Genomic DNA, 15181 nt, shown 5'->3' with positions numbered 1-15181 from the left:
AGGGACCTACCCCCGGGTGACGAATACTCCATCGGGCCAACCTGTCTTCTCGGGGCCCGCCATCGGACCCGCGCTTGCCGTGTGGCCGACTGTTCCGTCATCAACCTCTGACAGCCCAGTCGGCTACTCAACCTGGTCATCACCCGGGGCACCCCACCGCGGTTGGAGGGTTGCCGACCAGCGAGCCGGGGCTTGACGCTGGTACTCATGACCGCTTAGCAGCGTATCGCAATTCACCGAATGGTTGCCACCAGGTAGTCGAAGCGCATATGGGAGCGCGATCACAGGCCGTCCGCCCGCCTAGGCTCGAAGGCGACGTGATACTGAATAGGGCATCCGTGTGACCCACGGGGTACCTGAGATTTTGACCGACCAACAAGTCCGATCAACGATGCCGGGAGTGACTAATGAGTGCGCAGCAGCCGACCATCATCTACACGCTGACAGACGAGGCGCCGCTGCTCGCGACGTACTCCTTCTTGCCGATCATCCGGGCATTCGCCGGGCCGGCGGGTATCGACGTCCAAACCAGTGACATCTCCGTTGCCGCACGCATCCTCTCCGAGTTCTCCGAGTACCTTCCCGAAGACCAGCGTGTTCCGGACAACCTGGCCGAGCTGGGCCGCCTGACACAGCTTCCGGAAACCAACATCATCAAGCTGCCGAATATCAGTGCGTCGGTGCCGCAGCTGCTGGCCGCGATCAAGGAACTACAGGGCAAGGGCTACAAGCTGCCCGAGTACCCGGGGGACCCCAAGAACGAAGAAGAAACTGAGATCAAGGCGCGGTACACCAAGTGTCTCGGTAGTGCGGTGAATCCCATTCTGCGTGAAGGCAACTCGGACCGTCGCGCCCCGAAGGCGGTGAAGGAGTACGCCCGCAAGCACCCGCACAGCATGGGCGAGTGGTCGCAGGCCTCGCGCACGCATGTCGCCACCATGAAGGAGGGCGATTTCTACCACGGAGAGAAGTCGCTGACGCTGGATCGCGACCGCACGGTGAAGATGGTGCTGACCACCAAGAGCGGTGACACCGTCGTGCTCAAGCCCGAGGTCAAGCTGGGCAAGGGCGACATCATCGACAGCATGTTCATGAGTAAGAAGGCGCTCTGCGACTTCTACGAGGAGCAGATCGAAGACGCCTACAAGACCGGTGTGATGCTGTCCTTGCACGTCAAGGCGACCATGATGCGGGTCAGCCACCCCATCGTCTTCGGCCACGCGGTCAAGATCTTCTACAAGGACGCCTTCGAAAAGCACCAGAAGCTGTTCGACGAGCTGGGCGTCAACGTCAACAATGGATTGTCGGACCTGTACAGCAAGATCGAGGCCCTGCCCGCGTCGCAGCACGAGGAGATCATCCGCGACCTGCACGCCTGTCACGAGCACCGGCCGGAGCTGGCCATGGTGGACTCGGCCAAGGGTATTTCGAACTTCCACTCGCCCAGCGACGTGATCGTCGACGCCTCGATGCCGGCCATGATTCGGGCCGGCGGCAAGATGTACGGCGCCGACGGCAAGCTCAAGGACACCAAGGCCGTCAACCCCGAGTCGACCTTCTCCCGGATCTACCAGGAGATGATCAACTTCGTGAAGACCCACGGCCAGTTCGACCCGAGGACCATGGGCACCGTTCCCAACGTCGGTCTGATGGCGCAGAAGGCCGAGGAGTACGGCAGCCACGACAAGACCTTCGAGATCGCCGAGGCCGGTGTCGCCGACATCGTCGACATCGACACCGGCGAGGTACTGCTGACACAGAACGTTGAAGAGGGCGATATCTGGCGCATGCCGGTCGTCACCGATGCCGCTATTCAGGACTGGGTCAAGCTCGCCGTCACGCGGGGGCGCGAGTCGGGGATGAACGTGGTGTTCTGGCTGGACACCGAGCGTCCGCACGAGGTGGAACTGCGTAAGAAGGTCAAGGAATACCTGCAGGATCACGACACCGAGGGCCTCAAGATTCAGGTTGTGCCTCAGGTGTGGGCCATGCGGTACACCCTGGAGCGACTGATCCGCGGTAAGGACACCATCGCCGCGACCGGCAACATCCTGCGCGACTACCTCACCGACCTGTTCCCGATCCTGGAGCTGGGTACCAGTGCCAAGATGCTCTCCATCGTGCCGTTGATGGCCGGAGGCGGACTGTACGAGACGGGCGCCGGGGGGTCGGCGCCCAAGCACGTGAGCCAGCTGGTCGAGGAGAACCATCTGCGGTGGGATTCGCTCGGTGAGTTCCTGGCACTGGCCGTCAGCCTCGAAGACTTGGGCATCAAGACCGGGAACGCCCGGGCCAAGATTCTGGCCACCACGCTGGATGCCGCGACCGGAAAGCTGCTGGAGAACGACAAGAGTCCGTCCCGCAAGGCCGGCGAGCTCGACAACCGTGGCAGCCAGTTCTATCTGGCGTTGTACTGGGCGGCCGAGCTGGCCGCGCAGACCGAAGACGTGGAACTGGCCGAGCTGTTCGCACCGCTGGCCAAGCAGCTGGTCGAGAACGAGGATCAGATTGTGGCCGAGCTTGCCGCCGTGCAGGGCAGCCCGGCCGATATCGGTGGCTACTACGCACCGGACCCCGAGAAGACCAACGCCGTCATGCGGCCGAGCCAGACGTTCAACGCCGCCCTGGCGTCCGTCGAGGTCTAGAACCAACGCCGACACGCCGCGTTCTGACGCGTTTCCCGAGAGGGGCGCGCAGAACGCGGCGTGTCGGCGTTTACGTGTTGCTATCCGGCGTCGGACGCGGCGCTGCGCTTGGCCGAAACCAAGGGATCGATGAGGTCGGTGATCACTTCGGTGACCTGACCGGGCGCCTCCAGCATGGGCACATGGCCCATGCCCGCCAGCGTGATCCGCCGTGCGTTGCCCGGCAGTCCTTCGCCGATCAGCTTGCCGAAGCGGCCCGGGGGCACGATCTCGTCCTTCTCGCACAGCACCAGCTGGGCCGGCACCGAGATGGTGTCGAGGTTCTCCAGACCCGGTGCGGGAAGGATCGACGTCAGCGACGCGAAATACGCCGGGCAGTGCGTGATGTCCTCGAAGATGCTGTGGAAGTCCGGCAGGCTCAGCGCCTCGGTCTCGCCGCACAGCATGCGCGCAGTGGCGAACTTCGCGAACGGCAGCCCCGCCGCGCGGCGCCCCAGCAGCCGCGAGAATGCCAGCCACGGCAGCATGGCCGCGAACTTCACCACGATCTCCGCCTTCAGCGGCGAGTACTTGGTCCAGCCACCGGCCGGCGCGATAGCGGTGACGCTGCGGGCGCGGCCGCGCAGTGCCAGGCCCAGGGCGATCCAGCCGCCCAGCGAGTTGCCCACCAGATGTGCTGTCTCCCAGCCCTTCTGATCCATGATCTGTTCGATCTGGTCCAGGTACACGTCGACCGACCGCTGTGAGAACGGAGGCAGCTTGGGCATCGGGCCGCCACCGTTGTGTCCCGGATACGTGGGCGCGAACACCTCGTACCCGGCGTCGGCGAGCTGCTCGGCAACGGTTTCCCATACCGACTGCGACAGCATGAACGGATGCAGTAGCAGGACCGGCTCACCCTCACCCATCTCGATGGGTGCACGCCGGTTTGACGGCTTCGACAAGATGGCTTCCAGCATGCGGTCCTCCTAGTGCGCCAACATCTGCGTTGACATTACTGTCTGTTGCGTCAATTTACCGTGCCCCGTCTTCTTCGCCTACTCCGCAGTGCTGGTTGTTCTTCGCCCCAGCGGCTCATCACTGTCAGGGCGCTCGACTATCGTCGGCGACCGATGAGCGCCCAGAAGATCACCGTCACCACCATCAACGTCAATGGCATTCGTGCGGCCGTCAAGGAGCGGTCCGCGGAGAATCGGGGACTGCTGCCCTGGCTGGAGCAGACGAGCTCCGACATCGTGTGTCTGCAGGAGGTGCGCGCCGAGGAGGACCAGTTGCGGGAGGCGCTGGCCCCAGCCCTGGCCGCCGGGTGGCAGGTGGTGAGTGCCGCCTCCAGCGTGAAGGGACGCAGCGGCGTAGGGATTCTGAGCCGCGTTCCGGCGGCCTCCACCCGGGTGGCCCTGGACGCCGACGGTGGCGAATTCGATGAGTCGGGCCGGTACCTGGAGGCCGAGATCGGCGACCTGACCGTCGCGAGCATCTATCTGCCCACCGGTGAGGCGGGCACCGCTCGTCAGGAGGAGAAGGAGCGCTTCATGGCCGCCGTGGGCGCGCGGATGGCCGTCCTGGCCGCCAGTGGGCGGGATACGGTGATCTGCGGCGATTGGAACATCGGCCATACCGAACGAGATATCAAGGCGTGGAAGGCAAATCAGAAGAAGGCCGGCTTCCTGCCGGAGGAGCGGGCATGGGTGGGCTCGTTGCTCGAGGCCGGCTGGGTAGACAGTTTCCGGCTACTGCATCCGGATGTGGACGGGCCGTACAGCTGGTGGTCGTGGCGCGGCAAGGCCTTCGACAACGATGCCGGGTGGCGCATCGACTATCACCTGGCCACGGCCGATCTTGGGCGACGGGCACATTCGGCGAGGGTCGAGCGGGCCGATGCCTACGCGCTGCGCTGGTCCGATCACGCCCCGGTGACGGTGGAGTACCGGTAGGGCGCCTTGCGGCCAGAGCGGCAGCCAGAATCGCTTTGACCGGGCATGCCAGGATGGATGCACTATGACTGCCGAAACCGCCGCCCGGGGACGCCTGTTCTCCGGTATTCAGCCCACCGCCGATTCTCTTCACCTCGGAAACGTGCTGGGTGCGGTGCAGCAGTGGGTGCGGTTGCAGCACGAGTACGAGGCGCTGTTCTGTGTCGTCGACCTGCATGCGATCACGGTCGCCCAAGACCCCGAGGAACTTCGGCGGCGCACCCGCGCGGTGGTCGCACAGTACGTGGCACTCGGCGTCGACCCGGCCAAGAGCGCCATCTTCGTGCAGAGCCACGTACCCGCACACGCCGAATTGGCTTGGGTACTGGGGTGTTTGACCGGTTACGGGGAAGCTGCCCGGATGACGCAGTTCAAGGACAAGTCGGCCAAGCAGGGTAACGACGCCACGACGGTAGGCCTGTTCACCTATCCGGTGCTGATGGCGGCCGACATCCTGCTGTACCAGACCAATGTGGTGCCGGTGGGTGACGACCAGCGTCAGCACCTCGAACTGACTCGGGATGTGGCGCAGCGATTCAACGGCCGGTACGGCCAGACATTCGTGCTGCCGGAGACGTTCGTGCCGAAGAACGCGGCCCGTATCTACGACCTGCAGGACCCGACGGTCAAGATGAGCAAGTCGGCCTCCACTCCCGCCGGGCTGATCAACCTGCTCGATGAACCGGCGGTCTCGGCCAAAAAGGTCAAGTCGGCACAGACCGACAGCGACCGTGAGATCCGCTTTGATCGGGACGCCAAGCCGGGTGTCTCCAATCTACTGAGCATCCAGTCCGCGCTCACCGGAGCCGATATCGAGACTCTCGTGGACGGGTACGCCGGGCGCGGGTACGGGGACCTGAAGAAAGACACGGCCGAGGCGCTGATCGAATTCGTCACACCGGTCCGTGACCGGACGAATGAGCTGCTCAGCGACACCGCGGCGCTCGACGACATCCTGGCTTCCGGTGCGGCGCGTGCCCGGGAGCTGGCGGAGAAGACTCTCACCGAGGTCTATGACCGGATAGGGTTTGTCCGGCCCGCGAGGTAGTTAACAGCAGAGGCGGTGAGTGGTGGCTGAAGACGACAAGCCTGGAATCCTTGACCGCTATCGCGCCAGATTTCCCTGGTTCGACCACATCATGCGCATGCAGGAGCGGTACGGGAAGGTAAACGGCAACTTCTTCGCCGCGGGAATCACATACTTCACCGTCTTCGCGCTGTTTCCGCTCATGATGGTCGCCTTCGCCGTCATGGGGTTCGTGCTGTCGCGGCGGCCGGACACGATTGCGGAGCTACGCGGGCGCATCAGCGGGGCCATCTCCGGCGAGGTGGGCAACCAGCTAATCAATTTGATGGACACGGCGATCGCCTCGCGCACGAGCCTGGGTATCGCAGGTCTAGCCACCGCGGCCTGGGCCGGACTGGGCTGGATGGCCAACGTGCGGGCGGCGCTCAGTGCCATGTGGGAACAGCCCAACGACTCGGAGAACTTCGTCAAGGGCAAGCTGTCGGATTTACTCGCGCTCGGTTCCACGTTTGTAGCGCTCGCCCTCACCATCGCGGTGACCGCCGTCGGCGACGAGAAAACCATCCTGCGAATACTCGGCTGGATGGGACTGCATGACGTCGCCATCCCGTCGGTTCTGTTGAAGGTCGTGACCATCGCGATAGCGACGGTGCTCTCGTGGGCGTTGTTCACCTGGATGATCGCGCGGCTGCCCCGGGAGCGGCTGCCGTTCTCGAGTTCGGTGCGGGCGGGGCTCATCGCGGCGATCGGTTTCGAGTTGTTCAAACAGGTCGCCTCGATCTACCTGAGCGTGATCATGCACGGACCGGCAGGGTCCACGTTCGGGCCGGTACTGGGCATCATGGTGTTTGCCTACATCACGGCGCGTCTGCTGCTGTATGCCACCGCGTGGGCGGCCACCTCCGACGAGAACCGGCCATTGGCACACGTGCCGCCGCCCGAGCCCGTGGTCATCACCACCCGGGTCGAGACGGTCGAGCGGCCATCCAAGCTGGGAGTGATCGCCGCCTTCGGGGCGGGAGTCATCGGCGCGCTGGGGATTTCCTGGTTGGGGCGCGGCGGCGACTAAGCCTGTCGGCGGTTGAGTGAGCGCGCCGCGAGGATGAGTCCGAACACGATCATCGCACCGATGATCGTCACGCCCACCCGGACCGGGACGCTGTTGATCGCCTCGGCGGGCAGACCCGCGGCCTGCGCCGAGGGGGTGTCGTCGGCATGCGGTTTGGTCAACAGTGACGGATCTGGATCGACGAGCTTGCCGATCGAGGCGTCGCGCGGCGTGGAGAACCCATAGTCGAGAAGGTGTGCCGCCTGCTCCCACGGTGCGATCGGCAGCCGAGTGCCGCGCAGCATGGTGACCACCAACCGGCGGCCATCACGTTCGGCGGCGCCGACGAAGGTCTGCTGGGCGTCGTCGGTGTAGCCGGTCTTGCCGCCGAGCGCGCCCGGGTAGTTGTACAGCAGCTTGTTGTCGTTCGTCATCTCATAGGCCGGATGGTCATCGCGTTCACCGGGTTTGGCGGGGTGGCCGGGGAACGTGGCCTTGGGCGCAGAGACCAGGTCGGCGAAGGTGGGGTCGGCGAACGCGTATTTGTAGAACAGGCCGAGGTCGTAGGCCGAGGTGCTCATGCCGGGGCCGTCGAGACCTGAGGGGGTGGCCGCCCGGGTATCTCGTGCGCCGAGTTTCTGCGCCATGTCGTTGATCTTGGCGACGGTCTCATCCATTCCGCCGAGCTGAACCGCTAGTGCGTGCGCGGCGTCGTTGCCCGAGTTCATCAGCAGACCGGTCAGGAGCTGGCGGACCGTGTAGGTGCCGCCGACATCGACGCCGACCCGGGTGCCCTCGCTGTTCGCGTCCTCTTGGGTGCCTACCACTGCCTGATTGAGGTTCAGGTTGTTGATGGCTTCCATGGCCACCAGCACCTTGATGACGCTGGCGGGGCGATGGCGGGCGTGGGGATCCTTGGCGGCCACCACATTCCCGGTGTTCAGATCGGCGATGAGCCATGATTCCGCGGAGATGTCGTTGGGCACGGGCCCGGCCCCGTCCGGGGTGATCACATCGCAGCGTCCGAGCATCTCGCCGCCGATGGGCTTGGCCGGCACCGGCAGTGGAGCGGGCGGGTCGCCGCCGGCCTTGGGTACCTCGGAAGTGTCGACGGCAGGCGGGGTGACGACCTTATAGGGGCACCCGCTGGTGTCGGGCGGTGTGAACCCGGGCTCGGCGCTCGCGAGCGGCGGCGCGCACAGCGGGAGGACGGCGACGATCAACCCGGCGGCGGTGGCCGCGGCGAGGCGCGTCACGGCGGTCCGCGGCGACGGGCGGCGGTCGGGCGCAGGAGTCCAGGTGGTCATCGCCTTGCCACAGTAAGCGAACACCACTCTGAACTGGGGGATGTTACGCCTGTGTCGGATGTGACTTATGGGCCGCTGCTGGACGACGCGATATCCGCCAGGCTGATGTGGCCCACCGCCGATGAACCGATGCAGCCCATCCACAGCCGTCCGCCCGATTCGACGACCCCGGTGACGGTACGCAGATCCCGCGATTTGCCGGTGATGTTGGCCAACACATCGCCGGTGTCGGGGTTCACGGCGATGACCCACGGATCGGTATCGGTGCCGGGGAGCAGGGCATCGGGCAGCCGCCACAGCACCTTGCGGATTGCCGGCGATCGGGGAAGTAACCATTCGGCGAGTGCGTTGCGCGGGCTGGCCAGAGTGATCCAGATCCGGCCGTCGGCGCCGGTGCTGATGTTGTCGGGCATGCCCGGAATCTCTTCCACGATCGGTGTGAGTGTGCCGGCGGCCGGGCCGGTGAGCGCATACCTGCTCACCCGGCGACCGACGGTTTCGGCGATGATCAAGGCGGACCCGTCGGCGGTGATCGTGACGCCGTTGGTGAAGGCCAGTCCGGTGGCGATGGTGGTCACGGTGCCGTCCGGGTCGCGCCGGAACACTCGCCCGGTAGGACGGCCCTCCAGGATGGCCGCCATGAACTGCTCGAACGGGAAGCGCGCCGTCGATTCGCTGAAATAGATTGTCCCGTCCATAGATTCGGTGACATTGGAGCAGAAGATGAGCGGGGGCCCGTCGACCTTGGTGACCACCGGCTCGATCTTTCCGGAGGCTGGGTCCAGGGCCAGGAGCTTGTCGCGGCTGCAGATCAGCACCCGGCCGTCGCGTGCGATGTGCAGGCCCAGGGGCGGGTGCTCGGTGGTGGCGACATGCGTGACTGCCGCGCCCTCCGTGTCGTCCGGCGAGATGCGAAAGATCCTCCCGTCCGCCACCCCCGCCCAGATGTTGCCGGCGGCATCGGCCACTACGTCTTCGGGGCCGTGGCCGGGCAGCGCCACGATGCTCAGCCGGGGTAGTGGCTGCGGTTCCAGGGATAGCGCCCGCACTCCGGGCGGCTGCCAGCGGACGGGATCGATCGACGGCTTGGCCATCGGAAGAGTATGGGCCTACCGGCCTTTGAGTAATGTCCGGACGCCTCAAATCGCTGCGGCGCTCGACCTCATCGCCTCCCTGTATTATTTGCCAGCCCTAGGTGAAATACCGGTAAATCATGTACAATCAGGCTTTCTGTGGTTTCGGGTAGTAGCTGAAGCGGAGCAGTTATTTCTGGGTATCAACATGTCGAGATGCTTCTCGACATCGGCCGCGCAGCCGATGCGAAACGTTACGTTGAAGAGGCGTTGGCGGCGGATCCTGACAACACGGCGCTGCGGATTCTGCTTGTCCGCTGTCTGATTGCCGCAGACCAAGAAAGGGTCGCGCTGCCGGTGGTGGACCGGCTGGTCGCCGAGAGTCCAGAATGGGACTATCTGTACAGGTTGCGCGCTATCGTACTCACCGGATTGGGCAAGTCTGCCGAGGCAACTAGGGCCGCCAGGCGCGCAGTGGCACTGGGTGCCGAGGACGCCTGGAACTATTACCAGCTCGCAGTCGTGCTCAACAACGCCGCTGGCCGTGCGTTATCAGGCTCTGAAACGAAGGCGAAAAAGCAGGAGGCTGCGCGTAAAGCTGCCGAACGTGCCGTAGCACTGCAGCCGGAGGAGCCTGCGTTTCATCGGATCATCGGCTTTCTGTACACCGAACCCGAGTATCGCGATATCCGCGAAAGAGCTTGGCGCAAAACGCTTGAGCTGGACCCGGAAGACACGACAGCCATGACGGAGCTGGCGCGGGACGAAGCCATGCGTTCGTTGCGAAGCTCTGGACTCCGCACGATGCGCCGGGCGCTACAGATTGACCCGCAACGCGCTCCGAACGTTCGGCTGGTAGTGGCGACAGCGCTCCATCGTGCGTTGCTGCTTCCGCTGGTACTCACTGTCCCCAGCGGGAGCACGACGATCATTCTGGCCGTTGATTGGCTCCCAGAGACCTGGTGGTCCAGGGCCCTGCCCGTCGGATTTTCAGCTGCGAGCCTGCTACTACTGACAGAGGCCCTGTTGAGGGTGCGTTCGTCACTGCGCGCCATGTTCGCAAGGACCGTGAAGCTGGTCGGCTGGTTTGTTGGATGGATTGTGGTCGCCAGCGCGCTGCCGATCCTTTGGCTCGTAACGCGACATCCCGCTGTGATGGTTGGTGTAGCACTGGTGCTCATTCCGGGAGTTGGGCTGGTCGCGGGATTAGCATGGATCGGGATCAAGTGGGTACTCAAGCTCTGTCAAGGCAGCCTCTCGGATAAGCCGGGCCCGAGGTGGGATGCATATCTGGATAATCAGCTGGGCTCCATGGGGAACCCGCCTCGGAAGTCGCAAACTCCGCAACAACGCAAGATCAGGTCCAGGATTTGGATGATCTTCATTGTCGGGTTCGTCTTGGTCCGGGCCGTTGCCTGCGTCGCAAGCGGAGCGCATCATAATCCACTGCCCGCCACCAACAATTCCCATGTCAGCGCGGGTGATTACGCCAGACAGCTCCAGATCGGACGGTGCGCCCAGGCCACGGGCGACCGCGTATGGTCACCGATCACCATCACAGACTGCGCCGACCCTCGTGCGGTATTCCGGGTGGCGACCCTGTCAACGCCAACATGTCCGAACGCTGCCTATTACCAGTATTTATCTGGAGGATCAGCGTTCTCAACACCGTGCCTGGCAAAGAATCTTCGGGAAGCAATGTGCTACCAGTGGCCCGGCTACGGTTCAGGTAGGACACTTGACCTCTCTGCGAAGAACGTGCCCTGCGGCGATCCCCGGGCGCACCTCAAAGTTGAGAAACGAGTTGATGGTCAAGGGCCTTTGGTCTGTCCGCCGAGCCAGACAATGGAAACGTTTCCCGTTCCGGCACCGGGCGTCGCCTATTGCTTGAGCGATCCCAATCCGTAATCACGGCAAGGCCTAGGCTGAAGCCATGGTGGTTCGAGCAGGCGATCGCACCGATGAGTTCGAGGCGTTGCGCCCGCGACTGCAGGCGGTGGCCTACCGGCTCACCGGCAGTGTCGCCGACGCCGAAGACATCGTGCAGGATGCCTGGTTGCGCCTGTATTCCACGACCGCGGAGATCGAGGACTTGGCGGCTTGGTTGACCACGGTGGTCTCTCGGCTCGGCTTGGATCGGCTGAGATCGGCCGTCTACCGCAGAGAAACCTATGTGGGGGAATGGCTTCCGGAGCCGGTGGTCACCGGCCTGGACGGCGATGATCCCCTGGCGGCGTTGGTGGCCAGCGAGGACGCGCGTTTCGCTGCCATGGTGGTGCTGGATCGGCTAGCACCCGATCAGCGGGTCGCCTTCGTTCTGCATGACGGATTTTCGGTACCGTTCAAGCAGATTGCCGACATCCTCGGCATCAGCGATGCGGCTGCGCGTCAGCTGGCCTCGCGTGCGCGGCGCATGGTGACCGCCACCCCTGAGCCGGTGGCCGATGCCGAACACAACGAGGTGGTGGGCGAGCTGCTGGAGGCCCTCATGTCCGGGAGTGTGGAAGCCGTTGTGCGGCTGCTGCATCCGGATGTGACGATGACGGGTGATTCCGACGGCAAGGCTCCGACCGCGGTGCGCGTGATACACGGCCCCGACAAGGTGGCGCGTTTCCTGCTCGGGCTGATGGAGCGCTACGGCCCACAGATGACGCAGGCGATCAACCCGGCGTTGGTGAACGGGCAGTTCGGCATGTACCTGACCGAGACAGACACCGATCCGAATTTCAGACCGGTGCTGCCCCGGGTGAGCGCGTTCACCGTGCGCGACGGGCGGGTGCTGGCGGTCTGGGATGTGAGCAATCCCGACAAGTTCTCCGGCACTCCGCTGCGTGAGGCCTAGGTGCCCATCGGGTCAGGGGAGGCGGCCCAGGGAACCCGGCAGGCATCACCGGAGTTGAAGCCCTGCTCGGTAATTCCCAATGCTGCGTAGGTGCGGGCGCGCATGTTCTCGACACCGATCTGATAGGTCAGTTCGATGACCCCGGCATCGCCGAACCGGCGCCGCAGATCCTCGACCTGTTCGTCGGTGATGTCGTGCGGGTTGCCGGTCATGGCATCGGCGTACGCGATGGCGACCCGTTCGTCCTCGGTGTAGAGCGGTGAGGTCGCGTAGTCGTCGATAGCCTTGAGACGGTCCACATCCAAGCCGTCGAGGCGCTGCAGCATGGAGCCGAAGTCGACGCACCATGAGCAGCCCACCGTGCGAGCGGTCCAGAACACCGCAAGTTCCCGCACGCTCGTCGGCAGCACCTGCGATGCGCTGCCCAGCATCTGCTCGTGCACGGCGGCCGCCACCATTAGCTTGCGATGATGGGCGATCACCGTAAAGGGCTCGGGCACTTGGCCATAGCGCCGCTTGGTCACCCGGTACATGAAGCGGGTAAGCAGCGAGGCGTTCGGTGGGGCGATCGGAGCGATACGTGATGTAGTGGTCATACTCGTATGACGAGGCAGCACCCAGATGTGTGACAGGGCATCCCGGGCAGAAAAAACCGCCGGGCATGAGCGGTGAATGCTCACACCCGGCGGGGGTAGATCTCGGTCAGCGCGCGAACATCAGGGCGCGCTTGACCTCCTGGATCGCCTTGGTCACCTCGATGCCGCGCGGGCAGGCGTCGGTGCAGTTGAACGTGGTGCGGCAGCGCCACACCCCGTCGACGTCGTTGAGGATGTCCAGGCGCTCCGCGGCAGCCTCGTCGCGGCTGTCGAAGATGAACCGGTGTGCGTTGACGATTGCGGCCGGGCCGAAGTAGCTTCCGTCGCTCCAGAACACCGGGCAGCTGGTGGTGCAGCAGGCACACAGGATGCATTTGGTGGTGTCATCGAAGCGCGCACGGTCGGTCTGGCTCTGGATGTACTCGCGCGTGGGCTGGTTGCCGCTGGTGATCATGAACGGCTTCACCGCGCGGTAGGCGTCGAAGAAGGGCTCCATGTTGACCACGAGGTCCTTCTCCACGGGAAGGCCGCGGATCGGCTCGATGGTGATGGTGAGCGTCTTCTTGGGATTCTTGGGCAGCAGGTCCCGCATCAGCACCTTGCAGGCCAGCCGGTTCACACCGTTGATCCGCATGGCGTCCGAACCGCACACACCATGTGCGCACGACCGGCGGAAGGTCAGGGTGCCATCCAGGTAGCCCTTCACATACAGCAGCAGGTTCAACAGCCGGTCCGTGGGCAGGCAGGGTACCCGGAACGTCTGCCATCCCGCGGCGTCGGGATCCTCGGGGTTGAAACGCTGGATCTTCAGATCCACCATGACCGCGCCCTCGGGGACCGGAGGCAGCGGCGGGTCGCCTGCTTCGGCTTTCTCGATAACCGCAGTCATCTCAGTACTTCCGTTCCATCGGCTCGTACCGGGTCTGGACAACGGGCTTGTAGTCCAGCCGGATGTCGGACAGCAGCTCGGCACCCTGCTTGTACGCCATGGTGTGTCGCATGTAGTTGGTGTCGTCGCGGTTGGGGTAGTCCTCGCGGGCGTGGCCGCCACGCGATTCCTTGCGGTTGAGCGCGCCCACCACGGTCACCTCGGCGAGCTCGAGCAGGAAGCCGAGCTCGATGGCCTCAAGCAGGTCGCTGTTGTAGCGCTTGCCCTTGTCGTGCACCGTGATTCGGCTGTACCGCTCCTTCAGCGCGTGGATGTCGTTGAGCGCCTGCTTGAGGGTGTCTTCGGTACGGAACACCGCGGCATTGTTGTCCATCGACTGCTGCAGCTCGGTGCGGATGTCGGCCACCCGCTCGTCGCCGTGCTCGGACAGCACGTCCGCCACCCATTCGGTGACCATCGTCGCCGGGTTCTCCGGTAGATCGATGAAGTCGTGGGCCTCGGCGTACTCGGCCGCGGCGATGCCCGCCCGCCGACCGAACACGTTGATGTCCAGCAGCGAGTTGGTGCCCAGCCGGTTGGCGCCGTGCACCGACACGCAGGCGCATTCGCCGGCCGCGTACAGGCCGGGAACCACGTTGTCGTTGTCGCGTAGCACCTGGCCGTGGATGTTGGTCGGGATACCGCCCATCACGTAGTGGCAGGTGGGGTACACCGGAACCAGCTCGGTCACCGGGTCGACGCCCAGGTAGGTGCGCGCGAATTCGGTGATGTCCGGCAGCTTGGCTTCCAGCACGTCCGCACCGAGATGACGCACGTCAATGTAGACGTAGTCCTTGTTCGGTCCGGCGCCGCGGCCTTCGAGCACTTCGAGAACCATTGACCGCGCGACGATGTCGCGAGGCGCGAGGTCAACGATGGTGGGGGCATAGCGCTCCATGAAGCGCTCGCCGTCGGCGTTGAGCAGACGGCCACCCTCCCCACGGACGGCTTCGGAGATCAGAATTCCCAGGCCGGCAAGGCCTGTCGGGTGGAACTGGTGGAATTCCATGTCCTCCAACGGAAGTCCCTTGCGGAACACGATGCCCAGGCCGTCGCCGGTCAGGGTGTGCGCGTTGGAGGTGGTCTTGTACATACGGCCCGAGCCGCCGGTGGCGAAAACAATTGCCTTGGCGTGGAACACGTGGATATCGCCGGTCGCCAGCTCGTAGGCGACGACGCCGGTGGCCACCGGGCCGTTCGGCGTCTCGGTGAGTGCGATGTCCAGTGCGTAGAACTCGTTGAAGAACTCGACATCGTGCTTGACGCAGTTTTGGTACAGCGTCTGCAGGATCATGTGCCCGGTGCGGTCAGCGGCGTAGCAGGCCCGGCGTACCGGCGCCTTACCGTGATCGCGAGTGTGGCCACCGAAGCGGCGCTGATCGATTCTGCCCTGGGGTGTCCGGTTGAACGGCATACCCATCTTTTCGAGATCGAGGACGGCGTCGATCGCCTCCTTGCACATGATCTCCACGGCATCCTGGTCGGCGAGGTAGTCGCCACCCTTGACGGTGTCGAAGGTGTGCCATTCCCAGTTGTCTTCTTCGACGTTGGCCAGCGCGGCGCACATGCCGCCCTGGGCTGCCCCGGTGTGGCTACGTGTCGGGTACAGCTTGGTCAGTACCGCAGTACGAGCTCGGGGTCCGGCCTCCACGGCGGCGCGCATACCCGCACCGCCCGCGCCGATGATGACAACGTCGTACCGATGTTCCTGAATGATGGGGGAACCCATAGTGAAAAAGCCC

At 64.5% G+C, this 15181-nt stretch carries 12 protein-coding genes and 1 riboswitch; of the genes, 6 read left to right on the top strand and 6 right to left on the bottom strand.

The genetic code is table 11. From position 1 onward, the window contains the following. Positions 1-65: 65 nt before the first annotated feature. Positions 66-213, bottom strand: a riboswitch (SAM riboswitch). A 194-nt stretch (positions 214-407) separates the two neighbouring features. Then, on the top strand, positions 408-2645 hold the full coding sequence (locus MAB_RS18685) for an NADP-dependent isocitrate dehydrogenase (protein ID WP_005077471.1): 2238 nt from the start codon (positions 408-410) through the stop codon (positions 2643-2645). Positions 2646-2725: 80 nt separating this feature from the next. Here MAB_RS18685 and MAB_RS18680 read toward each other — a convergent pair whose 3' ends face one another. Further along, the gene (locus MAB_RS18680) at positions 2726-3604 is read right to left on the bottom strand and encodes an alpha/beta fold hydrolase (RefSeq protein WP_005080717.1); all 879 of its coding nucleotides are present in this window, start codon (positions 3602-3604) and stop codon (positions 2726-2728) included. Between the two features lie 153 nt (positions 3605-3757). Here MAB_RS18680 and MAB_RS18675 point away from each other — a divergent pair, with 153 nt between their 5' ends. The 3 genes from MAB_RS18675 to yhjD all read left to right on the top strand — a co-directional run bounded on the left by MAB_RS18675 (position 3758) and on the right by yhjD (position 6714). Further along, positions 3758-4579, top strand: a complete 822-nt coding sequence (locus MAB_RS18675; RefSeq protein ID WP_005080720.1) for an exodeoxyribonuclease III — start codon at positions 3758-3760, stop codon at positions 4577-4579. Between the two features lie 64 nt (positions 4580-4643). Then, positions 4644-5666 carry a tryptophan--tRNA ligase gene (trpS, locus tag MAB_RS18670; protein WP_005111973.1) on the top strand — a complete coding sequence of 341 codons (1023 nt, stop codon included), beginning with the start codon at positions 4644-4646 and terminating at the stop codon, positions 5664-5666. 19 nt (positions 5667-5685) lie between these two features. Beyond that, positions 5686-6714, top strand: a complete 1029-nt coding sequence (gene yhjD / locus MAB_RS18665; RefSeq protein ID WP_005080722.1) for an inner membrane protein YhjD — start codon at positions 5686-5688, stop codon at positions 6712-6714. Here the strand turns inward: yhjD and MAB_RS18660 are convergent. Both MAB_RS18660 and MAB_RS18655 read right to left on the bottom strand, forming a co-directional pair. Continuing rightward, positions 6711-8000, bottom strand: a complete 1290-nt coding sequence (locus MAB_RS18660) for a D-alanyl-D-alanine carboxypeptidase family protein (protein ID WP_005056119.1) — start codon at positions 7998-8000, stop codon at positions 6711-6713. The genes yhjD and MAB_RS18660 overlap by 4 nt on opposite strands. Positions 8001-8065: 65 nt before the next feature. Further along, positions 8066-9094, bottom strand: coding sequence for an SMP-30/gluconolactonase/LRE family protein (locus MAB_RS18655; RefSeq protein ID WP_005080724.1), 1029 nt, complete (start codon positions 9092-9094; stop codon positions 8066-8068). 195 nt (positions 9095-9289) lie between these two features. On the opposite strand from MAB_RS18655, the gene MAB_RS18650 reads away from it, so the two are divergent. Then, on the top strand, positions 9290-10981 hold the full coding sequence (locus MAB_RS18650) for a tetratricopeptide repeat protein (RefSeq protein WP_005088368.1): 1692 nt from the start codon (positions 9290-9292) through the stop codon (positions 10979-10981). 25 nt (positions 10982-11006) lie between these two features. Beyond that, positions 11007-11915, top strand: a complete 909-nt coding sequence (locus MAB_RS18645; protein WP_005111969.1) for a sigma-70 family RNA polymerase sigma factor — start codon at positions 11007-11009, stop codon at positions 11913-11915. Here MAB_RS18645 and MAB_RS18640 read toward each other — a convergent pair. The 3 genes from MAB_RS18640 to sdhA all read right to left on the bottom strand — a co-directional run bounded on the left by MAB_RS18640 (position 11912) and on the right by sdhA (position 15156). Beyond that, on the bottom strand, positions 11912-12511 hold the full coding sequence (locus tag MAB_RS18640; protein ID WP_005111966.1) for a carboxymuconolactone decarboxylase family protein: 600 nt from the start codon (positions 12509-12511) through the stop codon (positions 11912-11914). The two genes, MAB_RS18645 and MAB_RS18640, sit on opposite strands and share 4 nt — an antisense overlap. A 106-nt stretch (positions 12512-12617) precedes the next feature. Beyond that, on the bottom strand, positions 12618-13400 hold the full coding sequence (locus MAB_RS18635; protein WP_005056123.1) for a succinate dehydrogenase iron-sulfur subunit: 783 nt from the start codon (positions 13398-13400) through the stop codon (positions 12618-12620). Between the two features lies 1 nt (position 13401). Then, positions 13402-15156 carry a succinate dehydrogenase flavoprotein subunit gene (sdhA, locus tag MAB_RS18630; RefSeq protein WP_024571046.1) on the bottom strand — a complete coding sequence of 585 codons (1755 nt, stop codon included), beginning with the start codon at positions 15154-15156 and terminating at the stop codon, positions 13402-13404. Positions 15157-15181: the final 25 nt, after the last annotated feature.

It is taken from the genome of Mycobacteroides abscessus ATCC 19977, from assembly GCF_000069185.1.
Classification (GTDB): domain Bacteria; phylum Actinomycetota; class Actinomycetes; order Mycobacteriales; family Mycobacteriaceae; genus Mycobacterium; species Mycobacterium abscessus.
This window is presented reverse-complemented; position numbering and strand designations above follow the sequence as displayed.

Excerpts from the sequence above, each read along its gene's own strand:
- MAB_RS18685 (WP_005077471.1), top strand. The coding sequence starts at position 408 with ATGAGTGCGCAGCAGCCGACCATCATCTACACGCTGACAGACGAGGCG.
- MAB_RS18680 (WP_005080717.1), bottom strand. The coding sequence starts at position 3,604 with ATGCTGGAAGCCATCTTGTCGAAGCCGTCAAACCGGCGTGCACCCATC.
- MAB_RS18675 (WP_005080720.1), top strand. The coding sequence starts at position 3,758 with ATGAGCGCCCAGAAGATCACCGTCACCACCATCAACGTCAATGGCATT.
- trpS (WP_005111973.1), top strand. The coding sequence starts at position 4,644 with ATGACTGCCGAAACCGCCGCCCGGGGACGCCTGTTCTCCGGTATTCAG.
- MAB_RS18660 (WP_005056119.1), bottom strand. The coding sequence starts at position 8,000 with ATGACCACCTGGACTCCTGCGCCCGACCGCCGCCCGTCGCCGCGGACC.
- MAB_RS18655 (WP_005080724.1), bottom strand. The coding sequence starts at position 9,094 with ATGGCCAAGCCGTCGATCGATCCCGTCCGCTGGCAGCCGCCCGGAGTG.
- MAB_RS18650 (WP_005088368.1), top strand. The coding sequence starts at position 9,290 with ATGCTTCTCGACATCGGCCGCGCAGCCGATGCGAAACGTTACGTTGAA.
- MAB_RS18645 (WP_005111969.1), top strand. The coding sequence starts at position 11,007 with ATGGTGGTTCGAGCAGGCGATCGCACCGATGAGTTCGAGGCGTTGCGC.
- MAB_RS18640 (WP_005111966.1), bottom strand. The coding sequence starts at position 12,511 with ATGACCACTACATCACGTATCGCTCCGATCGCCCCACCGAACGCCTCG.
- MAB_RS18635 (WP_005056123.1), bottom strand. The coding sequence starts at position 13,400 with ATGACTGCGGTTATCGAGAAAGCCGAAGCAGGCGACCCGCCGCTGCCT.